The following is a 13,981-nucleotide window of genomic DNA, read 5'->3' on the forward strand; positions in this document are numbered from 1 at the left end:
AGGTCGATCTTGCGGTTGACCACCGTCTCCACTGCCGCGGCGTAGTCGGTGACCGGCGTCCACTCGACCTTCATGCCCAGCTTGCTTTCCAGGTACTTGCCCAGCGGCTCGAACTTGCGTGCCAGTTCGGTGGGCGACTCGTCGGGGATGGCGGTGACGCGCAGCACGCCCGGGGTCACGGTTTGTGCGCGGGCCTGCAGGCCCAAGGCGATCAGCAGGAGGGCGGTGCAGCGAAGCAGGTGCTTGAAGCTCATGGGGTGTCCCTGTTGGATGTTGGAGTCAGGAAAGTGATGCGATGCGGCGTGCCAGTTCGGCGATGCCGGCGTCCGAGAGGTCGTCGCTCTCCACCTGCCGGGCGCGGCCCAGGGCTTCGAGCTGACGGCCCTGCGAGCGGGCGTACAGCGGGTCGTAGTGTTTCACCATCAGGTCCTCGAAGAGCGGCGCCAGCGCGCGCTCGTGGGCCCAGGCCTGCCACTGGGCCAGCACCTCCTTGGGCAGCAGCTCGCGCAGCACACCCAGCTTGTCGGCCAGGCCTTGCGGGTCGTCGCCCAACCACGCGTAGTCGCGCAGCAGGTAGGCCAGCCGGGCCTCGCGCGTGGCGGCGATCTCGACGATGGGGCTGGCGCGCAGCCGCTGCAGCAGCGGCTCGGGCACGGTGATGCGGCCGATGCGCCGGCTCTCGGCCTCGATCCACACGCGGCGAGTGGGGTCGAGCGCGGCGATGCAGCTCATCAGCTGCGTCTCGAAGCCCTTCTGCGACGGCTGCGGCCGGCCAGGCATCGCGCCCAGCACCGAGCCGCGGTGGGCGGCCAGGCCTTCGAGGTCGATCACCTGCTCGCCGGCCTCGGCCAGGGCCTGCAGCACCCGCGTCTTGGCGCTGCCGGTGGGGCCGCAGACCACGCGCAGATCGAGCCGTGGCGAGAGCTCGGCGATCTGCGCGATGACATGCGCCCGCCACGACTTGTAGCCGCCCTGCAGCTGCTGCGCGTCCCAGCCCACCAGGCGCAGCCAGTTGACGAAGCTGCCGCTGCGCAGCCCGCCACGCCAGCAGTAGACGAGCGGGCGCCAGTCGCGTGGCTTGTCGTGGAACAGCGTGTCGAGGTGGCGGGCGATGTTGCGCGCCACCATGGCGCCGCCGATCTTGCGTGCCTCGAAGGCCGAGACCTGCACGTAGGTGGTGCCGACGATGCGGCGCTCTTCATCATCGAGCACCGGGCAGTTGATGGCGCCGGGCAGGTGGTCGAGCGCAAACTCGGCTGGCGTGCGTGCGTCGATCAGCACGCTGAACTTGCCGAGGTCTGCAACGGTGGTGGGTTTGTGGCTCATGCCTTGTTTCGCGTTTTGGTCGACACTTGCGCCATGACCGAACGCATCCGACTGACTTCGTTTTCCCATGGTGGCGGCTGCGGCTGCAAGATCGCCCCCGGCGTGCTGGCCGACATCCTGTCGCGCGCACCGCAGGGCCTGATCCCGCCCGAGCTGCTGGTGGGCACCGAGACGGCCGACGACGCTGCCGTCTACCGCCTCAACGACCAGCAGGCCCTGGTGGCCACCACTGACTTCTTCACGCCGATTGTCGACGACCCGCGCGACTTCGGGCGCATCGCCGCCACCAACGCCATCTCCGACGTCTACGCCATGGGCGGCACGCCCATCATGGCGCTGGCGCTGGTCGGCATGCCGCTCGACAAGCTGCCGCTGGAGGTGATCGGCCAGATCCTCGAAGGCGGGGCCAGCGTGTGCCGCGAGGCCGGCATCCCCATCGCGGGTGGCCACTCGATCGACGTGCTGGAGCCGATCTACGGCCTGGTGGTGCTGGGCCTGGTGCACCCGCAGCGCGTGCGCCGCAATGCCGACGCGCAGGCCGGCGACGTGCTGGTGCTGGGCAAGCCGCTGGGCGTGGGCATCCTCTCGGCCGCGCTGAAGAAGGGCCTGCTCGACGAGGCCGGCTACGCCGAGATGCTGCGCTACACCACGCAGCTCAACCGTGTGGGCAGCGAGCTGGGCGCGCTCGATGGCGTGCATGCGATGACCGATGTCACCGGCTTCGGCCTCGCGGGGCACCTGCTGGAGGTGTGTCGCGGTTCGGGGCTGGCCGCCGAGGTGGATCTCGCGCAGGTGCCGTTGATCGCTTCTGCGCAGGCGCATGCACGCCAGGGCATCGCCACGGGCGCCTCGGCGCGCAACTGGGCGGCGTATGGCGAGCAGGTGTCGCTGGCCCCGGCGGTGCAGCCCTGGCAGAAGGCGCTGCTCACCGATCCGCAGACCAGCGGCGGCCTGCTGGTGAGCTGCAGTGCGCAGGCGGTGGGCCCCGTGCTCGACCGCTTCCGCGCCGCCGGCTTCGAGCAGGCCGCGGTCATCGGGCGATTGGCGGACGGCGCGCCGCGCATCACGGTGCTCGCCGACTAGAAGCCGCTGCTCAGCGCGCCAGCTTGTCGCGGAACAGGTCGATCAACGCCTGGTTCGCATTCGCCGGGTCGATGGGCGTGCCATAGCCGCGGTACAGCCCGAAGTGGTCCTCGTGGTAGCTGTGCCAGGTCCAGGGCAGCTGGGCGGCCTCGGCCAGGTCGATCATGTCGGCTGCCCAGCCGAGGCCGTTGCGGTTGGATTCGAAGGCCGCGCGGATCAGCCCGAACTCGCCGAGGTAGAGCGGCACCTTGTGGCGCTTTCCCCAGTCGAGGTAGCGCTGCAGGCTGGCCGCGATCTCCGCACGCCGCGCGGGCGTCCACTGTCCGCCTTCCACCTGCGCCATGTTCGACCACGGTGCGTGGGTGTGGGTGAAGTGGAACGGGTCGTAGAAGTGGAAGGTGTAGACGAGGTTGGGGTCGGCGATGGTGACGAAGTTCATCTCCGCATCGTTGTCCCACTTGCCGGCCACCGCGTTCACGCGTTCGACGATCACGGTGTGGCGCGTGTCGACCTCGCGGATCGCGCGGGCCGTGCGCTGCGCCAGCTGCTGCCATTCGCGCTTGTCGTGCAGCACGACCGGCTCGTTGAGCAGGTCGTAGCCGGCAACCACCGGCTCGTTGGCGTAGCGCGCCGCGATGGCACGCCACATCGCGACGAAGCGGTCCTGGTTGGCCGGCTGCGACCACAGCGCGCCGCCCCCACCCAGCGACTGGAAGCCGCCCTGCGGCACGTGCACGTTGAGGATCAGGTACACACCGTGGGCGCGTGCCCAGGCGACGTTGCGGTCGAGCCAGTCCCAGCCGGCCTCCTTGTAGCGATACGGCGCCGCATCGTCTTCGAGCGTGCCGTAGTAGAGGTAGAAGCGCACGAGGTTCATGCCCATCGCGCGCAGGCGCGCGTAGTCGGCCTCGCCGTGGTGGTTGAGCGGCAGCGGGTTCTTCGAGTAGACCTCGTTGCCGAAGGCCATGCCGCGCAGCCGCACCGGCGTGCCGGTGTCGTCCAGCCATTGCGTGCCCTTCGCGTGCAGGAAGCGGTGCGGCCCGGTGGTCTCGGGCGCGGCGCGCTGGAGCGACGGGGCCGCGGGTGGTGGGTAGTTCGGGGTGAGTGCGCAGGCCGACACGGCGATCAGCAACAGGGCAGCGAACAGGTGGCGCATCGGCAGGGTGCTGGGGTGAGAAAGCCGCATCTTCCCGCATGGCAGCGCGCCGCGCCGCCACGTGGGGCGCAGGGCCGATCGGCGGGGCACTTCTGCGTTCCGATGTGCCCTGCGCGGCCGCGCTCGCCGGTTCTGCAGCAGAGGGCGCCCTTGCGCCCCTGGAAACCGGCGATACATTTCGGCAGCGGCCGGGCTCCCGCCGCACCGGACAACAACGCCCTCTGGAGGACACCATGGACCTGAACCTCTCCGTCATTCAGACCTTTGTTTCAACCACGCTCATCGACGTGGGGCTCAAGATCCTGGCCGCCATCGCCTTCTGGATCGCGGGGCGATGGCTGATCCACCGCGTCATCGTGGTCATCCAGGCGGCCATGGCCCGCAATGCGGTCGACGCCACGCTCACCAAGTACCTGGGCTCGATCGTCGCGATCACGCTGAACATCGCGCTGGTGCTGGGCATCCTCGGCTACTTCGGCATCCAGACCACCTCGTTCGCCGCCCTGCTGGCAGGTGCCGGCGTGGCGGTCGGCGCCGCCTGGAGCGGCCTGCTCGGCAACTTCGCGGCGGGTGCCTTCATGCTGGTGCTGCGGCCCTTCAAGGTGGGTGACTTCGTCTCGGTGGGCGGGGTCGTCGGCACCGTGCGCGAACTCGGCCTCTTCGGCACCACCGTGGTCACGCCCGACAACGTGATGACCATCGTGGGCAACGGCAAGATCTTCAGCGACACCATCCAGAACTACTCGGCCTTGCCGGTGCGGCGCGTGGAGCGCACGGCCCAGCTCGCCGTGGGCGTGGACCCGCTGGACGCCATCGCCCGCTTCAAGGCCGCGGTCGCCAGGATTCCGAACGTGGCCACCTCGCCCGCGCCCGAGGTCACCCTGCTCGACATGAACCTCAACGGCACCGTCATCGCCGTGCGGCCCTACACCCACACCGACCACTACTGGCAGGTGTACTTCGACACCAACGAAGCCATCGTCAGCGTGGCCAGGGACGCCGGCTGGCCTGCGCCCACGCCGGCGCAGCTCACGCGCATCGTTCAGGCTTGACGCGAGCCTGCACGGTCAAGCGCGGAGATCCGCCGCCTTGTAAGTTCAGCGCCGAACGCAGCGACGTACGGGCAGGCATCTGGCCTGCCAAACATGATCAACACTCTTTTCCAAAGAGTCGTGCTGTCCCGGCTCTGGCTGACGTTCATCGTCCTCGGCATCAGTTTCCTCGTGGGGGCACTGGGAACCTTGAACCTCGTCAGCTTGCTGTCGGCGAACCTGCGGCTGTTGCGCGACCACGGGTTGATGGCATTGATGGACGGCGCATTGCTGCAGTTGGCCGAGCTGCTTGCGCAAGGCTTTGTGAGCTGCATGGCCTACGTCGTCTTCAAGACTTGCGAGCATCGGCTGTCGGACTGGCTCGGTCGCGGGCCCCCTTGAGGACGACGCGCCGGCCCGTGCGGGCTTGACATTCCATTGCCTTTTGCATAACTTATCGGTTATGCAAACATCTGGTTATGGAATGAGCCCCGCCCAGCTCGACGCCACCTTCGCCGCGCTGGCCGACCCCACGCGCCGCGCCATCCTGGCCCGGCTGGCGTCGGGCGAGGCCAGCGTGACCGAACTGGCCGAGCCCTTTGACATGAGCCAGCCCGCCATCTCCAAGCACCTCAAGGTGCTGGAGCGCGCCGGCCTCATCTCGATCGGGCAGGACGCACAGCGCCGCCCGCGCCGCCTCGAGGCCGCGCCGCTGGGCGCCGCCAACGAATGGCTGGAGCGCTATCGCGCGCTGTGGGAGGGCAACTACCAACGTCTCGACAGCCTGCTGCAGGTGCTGCAGGCCGGGCCGAAGAAGGCCGCCAGACCCGCCCGCCGCAAGACCCTGCGCAAGAAGCCCTGAAGGAGCACAGCCCATGACCCACACCCTCAAAGTCACCACGCCCAGCGACAACGAACTGCGGCTCACGCGCAGCTTCGACGCACCACGCCAGCTCGTCTTCGACTGCTGGACGAAGCCCGAGCTCGTGCGCCGCTGGATGACAGGGCCCGACGGCTGGTCCTTCGTGGTCTGCGAGATCGACTTGCGCGTCGGTGGCCAATACCGCTACGTGTGGCGCAACACCGCCGGCACCGACATGGGCATGCGCGGCACCTACCGCGAGATCGTGGTGCCCGAGCGCCTTGTCAGCAACGAGCTGTTCGACGAAGACTGGACCGGCGGCGAAACCCGCTGCACCGTGGTCTTCACGCAGCAAGGCAACACAACCACCGCCACCACCACGGTGCTGTATGCGTCGATGGAAGCGCGCAACGGCGCCATGCAGTCCGGCATGGAGCACGGCATGGCCGCGGGCTTCGACCGGCTCGAATCCATGCTTTCCTCACTCGCTTGAACCAGGAGCACCACACCATGATCGACACCCCGCACATCACCCAGAGCGCTGCGCAACGCACGGCCGTCATCCACCTCACCGTGCCGCTCGCCGAGATGCAGCGCGTGATGGGCCCGGGCATCGAGGAGCTGTTCGGCGCCGTGGCCGCGCAGGGCATACAGGTCACCGGCCCCTGGTTCACGCACCACCACCGCCTGCCCACCGACACCTTCGACTTCGACATCTGCGTGCCGGTGAGCGCCGCGGTGCAGCCCAGCGGCCGCGTGCGGCCCGGCGAGCTGCGGGCCACCCAGGTGGCGCGCACCGTCTACACCGGCGGCTACGAAGGCCTGGGCGCGGCCTGGGGCGAGCTCATGGGCTGGATCGAACGCGAGAAGCTGCAGCCCGCAGCCGACCTGTGGGAGTGCTACGTGGCCGGCCCGGAAAGCGGGCCCGACAGCAGCCAGTACCGCACCGAACTCAACCGGCCCTTGCTCGCGTGACGCGTGCGCCAAGTGCGGCGCACTCACTGAACCCCATCTGAATCGGGGCCGCCTCATCGGGTTTCCCCACTGCCCGCGTTCTGCCTGCCGAACCTATAGTGCCCCACCTGAAAAAGAACGACCGTTCGTTCTTTTCATTTTCACTGAAAGGTTGGCATGAAGTTCATTCGGTTCCTGGGCGTGGCGAGTGCTGCGGCGCTGTTGCTGACAGCATGCGGTGGTGGGGGTGATGGCGATCAGAGCCCACGTGTTCGCTACAGCGCCATGGTGTCGTTCGGCGACAGCCTAAGCGATGTCGGTACCTACGGCACGGCCACGCTGAAGGCCGCGACCGGTGGCGGCAAGTACACCGTCAACGGGCCCGCGGGCAAGAACTGGACGGAGCTGGTGTCCGCGCAGCTGGGCACCGGCGCACCGTGCGCCGCGCAGACCGGGCTGGAATCGTCCGGGCCGCTGGCCGCATTCGCCGAACCCATCACGAACCATGCAGCCTGCCGTGGCTACGCGCAGGGCGGGGCCCGCGTCACCAACCCGGTGGGCCCCGGCAACAAGGCGCTGATCGCCCTGGGCGACACCGGTGGCTATGTGGGCCAGATGACCGTGCCCGTCGTCACGCAGATCAACAACCACCTGAGCGCCGTCGGCGGCCGCTTCAGCGGCAGCGAGCTGGTGACGGTGATGGCCGGCGGCAACGACGTGTTCATCAACCTTGCCGCCGTGAGCGGTGGCCAGGCCACGCCGACCCAGGCCGTCACCGCGATGGGTCAGGCCGGTGCCGAACTGGCGGGCTACATCAAGGCGCTGATCCTCGCCAACGGGGCTACCCACGTGGTGGTGGTCAACCTGCCCGACGTCAGCCAGACGCCACTGGCTTATGCACAAAGTGCCGAGGTGCAGGGCCTGATCAACATGATGGTCACCACCTTCAACACCCAGTTGCACACCGGCCTGGCCGGCACCACCGGCGTGCTGGAAGTCGATGCCTACACGCAGGGACGCGACCAGGTCGCCAACCCCGCCACCTACGGCCTCACCAACGTGACCACGCCGGCCTGCGACCTGACCCGCACCGTGTTCGCCAGCTCCCTGGTCTGCTCGGGCACCACGCTGATCGCCGGCGACACCTCGCGCTACGAGTTTGCCGACAGCGTTCACCCCACGCCCTATGGCTACCAGCTGCTGGCGCAGTTCGTCACCAAGCGAATGATCGAGTCCGGCTGGCTGTGAGCCATCGGGTCTGAACAGAACATCTCAAGGAAACCACTTTCATGACACACGGCATCAAGACCCTCGCGCTGGCCGCGATGGTGCTGCTCGGCAGCTCGGCTGCAATGGCCCAATCGGCCGGGACCTGGATGGTGAAGGGCGGCGTCAACCGCATCGAGCCGCACGTCACCAGCGGCAACCTCTCGGCCCCCAGCCTGCCCAACAGCCAGGTCGACGTGAAGGCCGACACGGCAGCCATCCTGACCGGCGCCTACATGCTCACCGACGCCTTCTCGCTCGAGTTCTATGCCGGCCTGCCGTACGAGCACGAGATCGTCGGCGCGGGTTCGCTGGCGGGCGTGGGCAAGCTGGGCACGGTGAAGCAGGTGTCGCCGACCCTGTTCGCGCAGTACCGCTTTCTCGAGGCCTCGTCGGCCTGGCGGCCCTACGTGGGTGCCGGCCTGACCTACGCCTACTTCTACGGCGAAGAAGGCTCGGGCACGCTGACGGCGCTCACGAACCCGGGCGGCCCGCCGACGCAGATGTCGGTCGACTCGGCCTTCGGCTTCTCGTCGCAACTCGGCCTCACCGTGCGTGTGGCCGACCGCTGGTACCTCGACGGCTCGGTCGTCAAGACCTTCCTCAAGAACAAGACCACCTTGTCGACTGGCCAGAGCATCGACACCAAGCTCGACCCGGTGTCGGTCAACCTGTCGGTGGGCTACATGTTCTGAGGGCCCCCACACCTGCCGCTTCGCGGCAGGCCCCCCGAGGGGGCAAGCAAACTCGGGAGCGGCCCGTCGTTTACTTGTGAGGGCCGAACACGCCGTCGTCGTAGGCGGCGTTGAAGCTGCGGGCGTCGCGCTCCACCTGCTTCGCGCCCTCGCGCGCCGCCTCCAGCAGCCTGGCCTGCCAGCGTTTGCGCTGGCCGTAGTCGATCAGCTCGTCGGCTGAGGCCGAACCCTGGCGGCCGGCGCTGCGCAGCTGGGCCCAGGCGATGAGCTGGCCGAGGGCTGTCACGAGCAGCTCCAGCTTCTTGCCGTCGCGGCCCAGCTTGTCGAGTGCCACGCGGTCTTGCGTGGGCTGCAGCTCGCGCAGCACCCATGAATGGCGGTTCATCGTGACCGGGTGCAGCAGCGCCATCGGCACCGCCTGCATGCGCTGCTGCAGCGTGACGATGCGCTCGGCCTCGTTGTCCCAGCGCGGTTGCTTCACGCGCAGGTGCGGCACCAGCGATGAAGGCAGCGAGCGTTTCAGGTCGAGCAGGTAGTTGCCGTCGGGGGAGCCCTTGCCGCGCACCAGCAGCACGTAGCGCTCCACACCCAGGCTGCCCGTGCCGGCGATGCGGCGGGCCACATCGAGCAGCTTGTAGAAGTCGGGGTCGGGCTGCTGGCTCGCAAAGCCCTTCATGAACTTCTCTACCTGTTTGTGCTGGTCGGCGTCGACGGCCAGCGTCTTCTCGCCGTCGATGCGCAGCTTGCGCGGCCGGCCCGGCTTGCGTTGTGTGCGGTCGTCGAGAAAGGCTTTGCGCTCGCGCTTGCGCAGGTCGTCGAGCAAGGTCTTCACCGGGCCTTGCGCCGTGTCGCGCTCCACCCAGTAGGCCTTGCCGTGTGCGAGGCTCGCGGCGAAGCTGCGCAGCAGCGTCTGCGCCAGCGCCTTGGCGTCGGACGGCTTGGCGGCACCCAGCGCGCCGCTGTCGGCCGCCACCCACAGGCTGCACAGCACACGCACCAGATCCCAGCTGGCGGGGGCGAGGGCGGCTTCGTCGTAGTCGTTGGTGTCGAAGTAGCTCAGGCGGTTGTCGCCCTTGTAGCTGCCGAAGTTCTCGATGTGCAGGTCGCCGCACGACCACACCGGCGGCGCCGAGCGGAACACGCCGCCGCTCGGCAGGCGGGCGTAGAACAGGTGGCAGGTTCCGCGCAGGAAGACGAAGGGGCTCTCGCGCATCTTGCGGTACTTGAGCTGCAGGCGCTCGGGTTCGCGGCCGGCGTTGTAGGCCTGGATGGCTTGAACTGGGTTCATGGCAGGTACCTCGCTTCGGGCGAATGTAGCTTGGCAGTGCCCGCACGCCGGCTCAGAATGCAAGCCATGAGCCACGACACCTCCCCCGCCTGGAAGCACGACGGCGTGCGCGTCGTTCCCGGCGACAAGCTCGACAGCAACACCGCGCAGACCCCCGGCATGGACCGCAAGGCCGCCATCAACTTCGCGCGCGTGGGCGCGCAGAAGCTGTGGGCCGGCACGGTGCACATCCACGCCAACGCCAAGACCGGCGCCCACCACCACGGCCCACTGGAAAGCGTGATCTACATCGTGAAGGGGCGCGCGCGCATGCGCTGGGGCGAGCGGCTGGAGTTCACCGCCGAGGCCGGGCCGGGCGACTTCATCTACGTGCCGCCCTTTGTGCCGCACCAGGAGATCAACGCCAGCCCGACCGAGACGCTTGAATGCGTGCTGGTGCGCAGCGACGGCGAGGCGGTGGCCGTCAACCTCGACATCGAGCCCGCCGAGCCGCCCGAGAACGTGCCATGGGTCGACCCCACGCATCCCGCATGAAGGCGCTGCTGTTTGCTGCGCTGCTGGCTGCACCGGTACTCGCGTCCGCGCAGACGCTCTACCGCTGCGGCAACACCTACAGCCAGACGCCTTGCGCAGCCGATGCCGCCCCGGCACGCATCTCCGCCGGCGCGGCGCCCGATGCGGCGCCTGGCCTGTCGGGCAAGGAACTGTGCCTCACCGAAGGCCTGAGCCAGCTCGGCCTGGCCGAGCAGCCCCACCTGCGCATCGGCGCTGTCACGCGGGCCGGCTCCGAGGCCATCGCTTACGCGGGCAAGACGGTGGCGGCGCGCAAGTACCACCTGCCCGTCAACACCCAGAACGCGGCCGGCCTCTACACCGGCGAGCAGGTGTTCGTGTGCTACCTGAGCGAAGACGAACGGCGGGTGCTGAAGATGGACGCGCTGCGACGCTGAACGCCGAGCCGGGGGCTCCCCATACCATCCCCACATACGCAAGGGGGAGTGCGGATCGACATGAACGGCTGGATGCGATGGCTGCCCGGGTTGCAGCTGCTGAAGCGCTACGAGGCGGCCTGGTTGCCGCACGACCTGGCCGCCGGCCTGGTGCTGACGGCGATGCTGGTGCCGGTGGGCATCGCGTATGCGGTGGCCTCGGGCGTGCCGGGCATCTACGGCCTGTACGCGACCATCGTGCCGCTGCTCGCCTACGCGCTGTTCGGGCCGAGCCGCATCCTGGTGCTGGGGCCGGACTCCTCTCTTGCCACCGTGATCCTCGCTGTCGTGCTGCCGCTGTCGCACGGCGAGCCGGCGCGCGCCGTGGCCCTGGCCAGCATGATGGCCGTGGTGTCGGGGCTGGTGTGCATCGCGATCGGCGTGCTGCGCCTGGGCTTCGTCACCGAGTTGCTGTCCAAGCCGATCCGCTACGGCTACATGAACGGCATTGCGCTGTCGGTGCTGATCAGCCAGCTCCCCAAGCTGTTCGGGTTCTCGATCGACGGGGGCGGGCCGCTGCGCAATGTGGTGCTCACCGGCCAGGCCGTGCTGGACGGCCGGGTCAACGCCACGGCCTTTGCCGTCGGCGCCGGCACGCTGGCCGCGATCCTCGTGCTCAAGCGCTTCCCGCGTGTGCCGGGCGTGCTGATTGCGGTGGTGGCAGCCACCCTCGTGGTCGGTGTGCTCGGCCTCGACCAGAGCGCGGGCGTGCAGGTGCTGGGCCCGCTGCCGCAGGGCCTGCCTTCGTTCGTGCTGCCGTCGATCGACTTCGCCGACCTCGGCCAGGTGGTGGTCGGCGGCTGCGCGGTGGCCATGGTGGCGTTCGCCGACACCAGCGTGCTCTCGCGCACCTACGCGGCCAAGATGCGCACGCCGGTCGACCCCAACCAGGAGATGGTGGGCCTGGGCGCCGCCAACCTGGCTGCAGGGCTGTTCCAGGGCTTTCCGATCAGCAGCAGCTCGTCGCGCACACCGGTGGCCGAAGCGGCAGGCGCCAGGACCCAGCTCACCGGCGTGGTCGGTGCCGTAGCCGTGGCCTTGCTGCTGGTGGCGGCGCCCAATCTGCTGCAAGACCTGCCCAGCAGCGCGTTGGCCGCCGTCGTCATCGCCGCGGCCATCGGCCTGTTCGAGGTCACCGATTTGCGCCGCATCTTCCGCATCCAGCGCTGGGAGTTCTGGCTGTCCATCGTCTGCTTCGCGGGCGTGGTGGTGTTCGGCGTGATCCCCGGCATCGGCATCGCCATCGTGATCGCGGTCATCGAGTTCCTGTGGGACGGCTGGCGCCCGCACTACGCCGTGCTGGGCCGGGTCGACGGCGTGCGCGGCTACCACGACATCACGCGCTACCCGGCGGCGCGCCTCATTCCCGGCCTGGTGCTGTTCCGTTGGGATGCGCCGCTGTTCTTCGCCAATGCCGAGCTGTTCCGCCGCTGCGTGCTGGAGGTCATTGCGCAGTCGCCGACGCCGGTGCGGCGCATCGTCGTCACCGCCGAGCCGGTCACCAGCATCGACGTGACCTCGGCCGACGCGCTGGCCGAACTCGAACAGGAGCTGCGCGAATCGCACATCGAGCTGCGCTTTGCGGAGATGAAGGATCCCGTCAAGGACAAGCTGAAGCGCTTCGAGCTGTTCGAGCGCTTCGGTGCGGCCAGCTTCCATGCCACGGTGGGCGCGGCCGTCGATGCCTACCTCGAAGAGCACGCGGTGGATTGGGATCCGGAGCCGCCGGGGGCGTGAACGCCACTTGACCCTCAAGTGGCTTGAGGCTCTACCGTGCCGGGGTGGGCGTTGTGCCCAGGCATCGGAGACGTGACATGACACCTTGGAAAGCCGCGTTGGGCCTTGGCGCCGCCTGTGCGGCCTGCTGCGCCGTGCCGCTTGTGGGGGGCGCTGCGGCGCTGACTGCTGCAACAGCCACTCTCGCCGCGCTGGGGTCGGCCTTGTGGGCCTGCGCCGACGAACTCGTACCGCTGGCGGTTGCGGTGCTCGGGCTGGCGGCGGTGGGTGGGGGTGTCATCCTGTGGCGGCGCAGGAGGCGCAACGCGGCGGGTTGCGCAGCGGTTTGCGATGTCTCAACGGCCGAGAAGCCCAAGGCCTGTGGCTGTGCACCCGGGAGCTAGGATGACGCCATGAACGCCCGACTCTCCATCGGCCTCGTGGCCCGCCAGACGGGGTGCACGGTGCCCACCATCCGCTACTACGAAGAGATCGGCCTGCTGCCGCCGGCCAGCCGCACGGAGGCAGGGCAACGCCATTACGACGAGGGCACGATCCGCCGCCTCGCGTTCATCCGCCGCTGCCGGGACTTCGGCTTCTCCATCGAGCAGGTGCGCGAGCTGGTAGGCCTGGTCGATCAACCCGACCGGCCCTGCGCCGAAGTGCGCGACATTGCCGCCAGCCATCTGGTGCAGGTTCGCAGCAAGCTCGATGAACTGCGCGCGCTCGAGGCCGGCCTGAGCGCCTTCGTGTGCAGCTGCGACTCGGCCTGTGCGGGTGGGCCGGCCGTCGATTGCACGATCCTCGAAGGGCTGGCCCTGCCGGACGACCCGGCCCGCATCGGTCGCTCAGGTGCTTGCTGCGTCTCCTAGGTCGGTGCAGTATGTTGGACAGATCAAATGACCGGAGGATGTGCATGAGACCGACCGCTTGGATCGCCGTTCTTGCTGTCACTGTGTGGGGCAGTGCTGCAGCGCAACCCCAGCCCTCGGCCTCCGCAAGCGTGGCCTCGGCGCCGGCAAACGGCACGGCGCCCGTGGCCAAAGCCAGGAAAGGCAAGGCGAAGAGCACGGCACCCACCAACCCCACCACCAGCACCCTGCAGGACGCCCGCCTGCCGGCCGATGACGGCGGCGGCAGCCAGGCCACGCCGCAGATCGCGATCCCGCTCGGGCGCACCGCCGAGAAGCCCGTGGCCCTGAAGCCGGGCAAGGCGCAGGGCGCCAAGGGCGGCATCGACGACAGCACCGCCCGTTGCCTGGCTCAAACGGCTTCGGGCGCGGCGGCCAAGTGCGCCACGCCGTAGCCTTCTCAGGCCTCGTCCTTCCAGGCTGACAGGAACTGCGCCACGAAACCGGCCGAGCCGGTGAGCGTGAGCGTGACGGTGTGCCAGCCGCCGTCTTCCACGCTCACCTGCAGGTCGTGGTCCCAGTCCATGCCCTCGTCGGCGGGGCCGTGGGTGTGGGGGAAGTGCTGCCAGGCCCAGTCGAGCACCTGCTGCACTTCGGCCATCACCCGCTCGTGCTGCTCGGCACGTGTGGAGGCCATTGCCTCCAGCGTGGTGACGCCTTCGGTGTTGTCGCTGACGTCGAAGCTCAGGTAGTGCATCGGGTGG

General features: G+C 68.8%; 18 protein-coding genes. 13 read left to right on the plus strand and 5 right to left on the minus strand.

Annotation, left to right across the window (positions count from 1 at the left end):
- Both VFL64_RS21430 and mnmH read right to left on the minus strand, forming a co-directional pair.
- Nucleotides 1-254, minus strand: a 254-nt coding sequence (locus VFL64_RS21430) for a PhnD/SsuA/transferrin family substrate-binding protein (RefSeq protein ID WP_489542415.1), incomplete at its 3' end; no start/stop codon positions are given.
- 25 nt (nucleotides 255-279) lie between these two features.
- Nucleotides 280-1,326, minus strand: a complete 1,047-nt coding sequence (gene mnmH / locus VFL64_RS21435) for a tRNA 2-selenouridine(34) synthase MnmH (protein WP_489542416.1) — start codon at nucleotides 1,324-1,326, stop codon at nucleotides 280-282.
- A 33-nt stretch (nucleotides 1,327-1,359) separates the two neighbouring features.
- Here mnmH and selD point away from each other — a divergent pair, with 33 nt between their 5' ends.
- Nucleotides 1,360-2,409 carry a selenide, water dikinase SelD gene (selD, locus tag VFL64_RS21440; RefSeq protein WP_489542417.1) on the plus strand — a complete coding sequence of 350 codons (1,050 nt, stop codon included), beginning with the start codon at nucleotides 1,360-1,362 and terminating at the stop codon, nucleotides 2,407-2,409.
- Nucleotides 2,410-2,419: 10 nt separating this feature from the next.
- Here the strand turns inward: selD and VFL64_RS21445 are convergent, their stop codons facing one another.
- Nucleotides 2,420-3,565 (minus strand): glycoside hydrolase family 5 protein, encoded by a 1,146-nt coding sequence (locus VFL64_RS21445; protein ID WP_489542418.1) that lies wholly within the window; start codon nucleotides 3,563-3,565, stop codon nucleotides 2,420-2,422.
- Between the two features lie 233 nt (nucleotides 3,566-3,798).
- On the opposite strand from VFL64_RS21445, the gene VFL64_RS21450 reads away from it, so the two are divergent.
- From VFL64_RS21450 to VFL64_RS21480, 7 genes are all read left to right on the plus strand, one after another.
- Nucleotides 3,799-4,617 (plus strand): mechanosensitive ion channel family protein, encoded by an 819-nt coding sequence (locus VFL64_RS21450; RefSeq protein ID WP_489542419.1) that lies wholly within the window; start codon nucleotides 3,799-3,801, stop codon nucleotides 4,615-4,617.
- 93 nt (nucleotides 4,618-4,710) lie between these two features.
- The gene (locus tag VFL64_RS21455; protein WP_489542420.1) at nucleotides 4,711-4,998 is read left to right on the plus strand and encodes a hypothetical protein; all 288 of its coding nucleotides are present in this window, start codon (nucleotides 4,711-4,713) and stop codon (nucleotides 4,996-4,998) included.
- An 82-nt stretch (nucleotides 4,999-5,080) separates the two neighbouring features.
- Nucleotides 5,081-5,458 carry an ArsR/SmtB family transcription factor gene (locus VFL64_RS21460; protein WP_489542421.1) on the plus strand — a complete coding sequence of 126 codons (378 nt, stop codon included), beginning with the start codon at nucleotides 5,081-5,083 and terminating at the stop codon, nucleotides 5,456-5,458.
- 13 nt (nucleotides 5,459-5,471) lie between these two features.
- Nucleotides 5,472-5,951 (plus strand): SRPBCC family protein, encoded by a 480-nt coding sequence (locus tag VFL64_RS21465; RefSeq protein WP_489542422.1) that lies wholly within the window; start codon nucleotides 5,472-5,474, stop codon nucleotides 5,949-5,951.
- 17 nt (nucleotides 5,952-5,968) lie between these two features.
- Nucleotides 5,969-6,433 carry a GyrI-like domain-containing protein gene (locus VFL64_RS21470; protein WP_489542423.1) on the plus strand — a complete coding sequence of 155 codons (465 nt, stop codon included), beginning with the start codon at nucleotides 5,969-5,971 and terminating at the stop codon, nucleotides 6,431-6,433.
- Nucleotides 6,434-6,589: 156 nt separating this feature from the next.
- Nucleotides 6,590-7,660: an SGNH/GDSL hydrolase family protein gene (locus VFL64_RS21475; protein WP_489542424.1), complete on the plus strand. Its 1,071-nt coding sequence runs from the start codon at nucleotides 6,590-6,592 to the stop codon at nucleotides 7,658-7,660.
- A 41-nt stretch (nucleotides 7,661-7,701) separates the two neighbouring features.
- The gene (locus tag VFL64_RS21480) at nucleotides 7,702-8,373 is read left to right on the plus strand and encodes an OmpW/AlkL family protein (protein ID WP_489542425.1); all 672 of its coding nucleotides are present in this window, start codon (nucleotides 7,702-7,704) and stop codon (nucleotides 8,371-8,373) included.
- Nucleotides 8,374-8,443: 70 nt separating this feature from the next.
- On the opposite strand, the gene VFL64_RS21485 is transcribed toward VFL64_RS21480, so the two are convergent.
- The gene (locus VFL64_RS21485) at nucleotides 8,444-9,661 is read right to left on the minus strand and encodes a DUF2252 domain-containing protein (RefSeq protein WP_489542426.1); all 1,218 of its coding nucleotides are present in this window, start codon (nucleotides 9,659-9,661) and stop codon (nucleotides 8,444-8,446) included.
- 66 nt (nucleotides 9,662-9,727) lie between these two features.
- Here VFL64_RS21485 and VFL64_RS21490 point away from each other — a divergent pair, with 66 nt between their 5' ends.
- The 5 genes from VFL64_RS21490 (at nucleotide 9,728) to VFL64_RS21510 (ending at nucleotide 13,672) form a co-directional block, all read left to right on the plus strand.
- The gene (locus VFL64_RS21490; RefSeq protein WP_489542427.1) at nucleotides 9,728-10,195 is read left to right on the plus strand and encodes a cupin domain-containing protein; all 468 of its coding nucleotides are present in this window, start codon (nucleotides 9,728-9,730) and stop codon (nucleotides 10,193-10,195) included.
- Nucleotides 10,192-10,611, plus strand: a complete 420-nt coding sequence (locus VFL64_RS21495; RefSeq protein ID WP_489542428.1) for a hypothetical protein — start codon at nucleotides 10,192-10,194, stop codon at nucleotides 10,609-10,611. Before VFL64_RS21490 ends, VFL64_RS21495 begins: the two co-directional genes overlap by 4 nt.
- Before the next feature lie 60 nt (nucleotides 10,612-10,671).
- Nucleotides 10,672-12,387 carry a SulP family inorganic anion transporter gene (locus VFL64_RS21500; RefSeq protein ID WP_489542429.1) on the plus strand — a complete coding sequence of 572 codons (1,716 nt, stop codon included), beginning with the start codon at nucleotides 10,672-10,674 and terminating at the stop codon, nucleotides 12,385-12,387.
- Nucleotides 12,388-12,779: 392 nt separating this feature from the next.
- Entirely contained in the window at nucleotides 12,780-13,238 is a 459-nt protein-coding gene (locus VFL64_RS21505; RefSeq protein WP_489542430.1) for a MerR family transcriptional regulator, read from the plus strand.
- 44 nt (nucleotides 13,239-13,282) lie between these two features.
- On the plus strand, nucleotides 13,283-13,672 hold the full coding sequence (locus tag VFL64_RS21510; protein ID WP_489542431.1) for a hypothetical protein: 390 nt from the start codon (nucleotides 13,283-13,285) through the stop codon (nucleotides 13,670-13,672).
- 5 nt (nucleotides 13,673-13,677) lie between these two features.
- On the opposite strand, the gene VFL64_RS21515 is transcribed toward VFL64_RS21510, so the two are convergent.
- Nucleotides 13,678-13,974, minus strand: a complete 297-nt coding sequence (locus VFL64_RS21515; protein ID WP_489542432.1) for a hypothetical protein — start codon at nucleotides 13,972-13,974, stop codon at nucleotides 13,678-13,680.
- Between the last annotated feature and the right edge of the window lie 7 nt (nucleotides 13,975-13,981).

It is taken from the genome of Rhizobacter sp., from assembly GCF_035702065.1.
GTDB lineage: Bacteria > Pseudomonadota > Gammaproteobacteria > Burkholderiales > Burkholderiaceae_C > Rhizobacter.

Coding starts and splice junctions, on each gene's coding strand:
- VFL64_RS21475 (WP_489542424.1), top strand. CDS start 6,590: ATGAAGTTCATTCGGTTCCTGGGCGTGGCGAGTGCTGCGGCGCTGTTG.
- VFL64_RS21485 (WP_489542426.1), bottom strand. CDS start 9,661: ATGAACCCAGTTCAAGCCATCCAGGCCTACAACGCCGGCCGCGAACCC.
- VFL64_RS21515 (WP_489542432.1), bottom strand. CDS start 13,974: ATGCACTACCTGAGCTTCGACGTCAGCGACAACACCGAAGGCGTCACC.
- VFL64_RS21510 (WP_489542431.1), top strand. CDS start 13,283: ATGAGACCGACCGCTTGGATCGCCGTTCTTGCTGTCACTGTGTGGGGC.
- VFL64_RS21445 (WP_489542418.1), bottom strand. CDS start 3,565: ATGCGCCACCTGTTCGCTGCCCTGTTGCTGATCGCCGTGTCGGCCTGC.
- VFL64_RS21480 (WP_489542425.1), top strand. CDS start 7,702: ATGACACACGGCATCAAGACCCTCGCGCTGGCCGCGATGGTGCTGCTC.
- VFL64_RS21465 (WP_489542422.1), top strand. CDS start 5,472: ATGACCCACACCCTCAAAGTCACCACGCCCAGCGACAACGAACTGCGG.
- VFL64_RS21460 (WP_489542421.1), top strand. CDS start 5,081: ATGAGCCCCGCCCAGCTCGACGCCACCTTCGCCGCGCTGGCCGACCCC.
- VFL64_RS21495 (WP_489542428.1), top strand. CDS start 10,192: ATGAAGGCGCTGCTGTTTGCTGCGCTGCTGGCTGCACCGGTACTCGCG.
- VFL64_RS21500 (WP_489542429.1), top strand. CDS start 10,672: ATGAACGGCTGGATGCGATGGCTGCCCGGGTTGCAGCTGCTGAAGCGC.
- VFL64_RS21455 (WP_489542420.1), top strand. CDS start 4,711: ATGATCAACACTCTTTTCCAAAGAGTCGTGCTGTCCCGGCTCTGGCTG.
- VFL64_RS21505 (WP_489542430.1), top strand. CDS start 12,780: ATGAACGCCCGACTCTCCATCGGCCTCGTGGCCCGCCAGACGGGGTGC.
- VFL64_RS21490 (WP_489542427.1), top strand. CDS start 9,728: ATGAGCCACGACACCTCCCCCGCCTGGAAGCACGACGGCGTGCGCGTC.
- selD (WP_489542417.1), top strand. CDS start 1,360: ATGACCGAACGCATCCGACTGACTTCGTTTTCCCATGGTGGCGGCTGC.
- mnmH (WP_489542416.1), bottom strand. CDS start 1,326: ATGAGCCACAAACCCACCACCGTTGCAGACCTCGGCAAGTTCAGCGTG.
- VFL64_RS21450 (WP_489542419.1), top strand. CDS start 3,799: ATGGACCTGAACCTCTCCGTCATTCAGACCTTTGTTTCAACCACGCTC.
- VFL64_RS21470 (WP_489542423.1), top strand. CDS start 5,969: ATGATCGACACCCCGCACATCACCCAGAGCGCTGCGCAACGCACGGCC.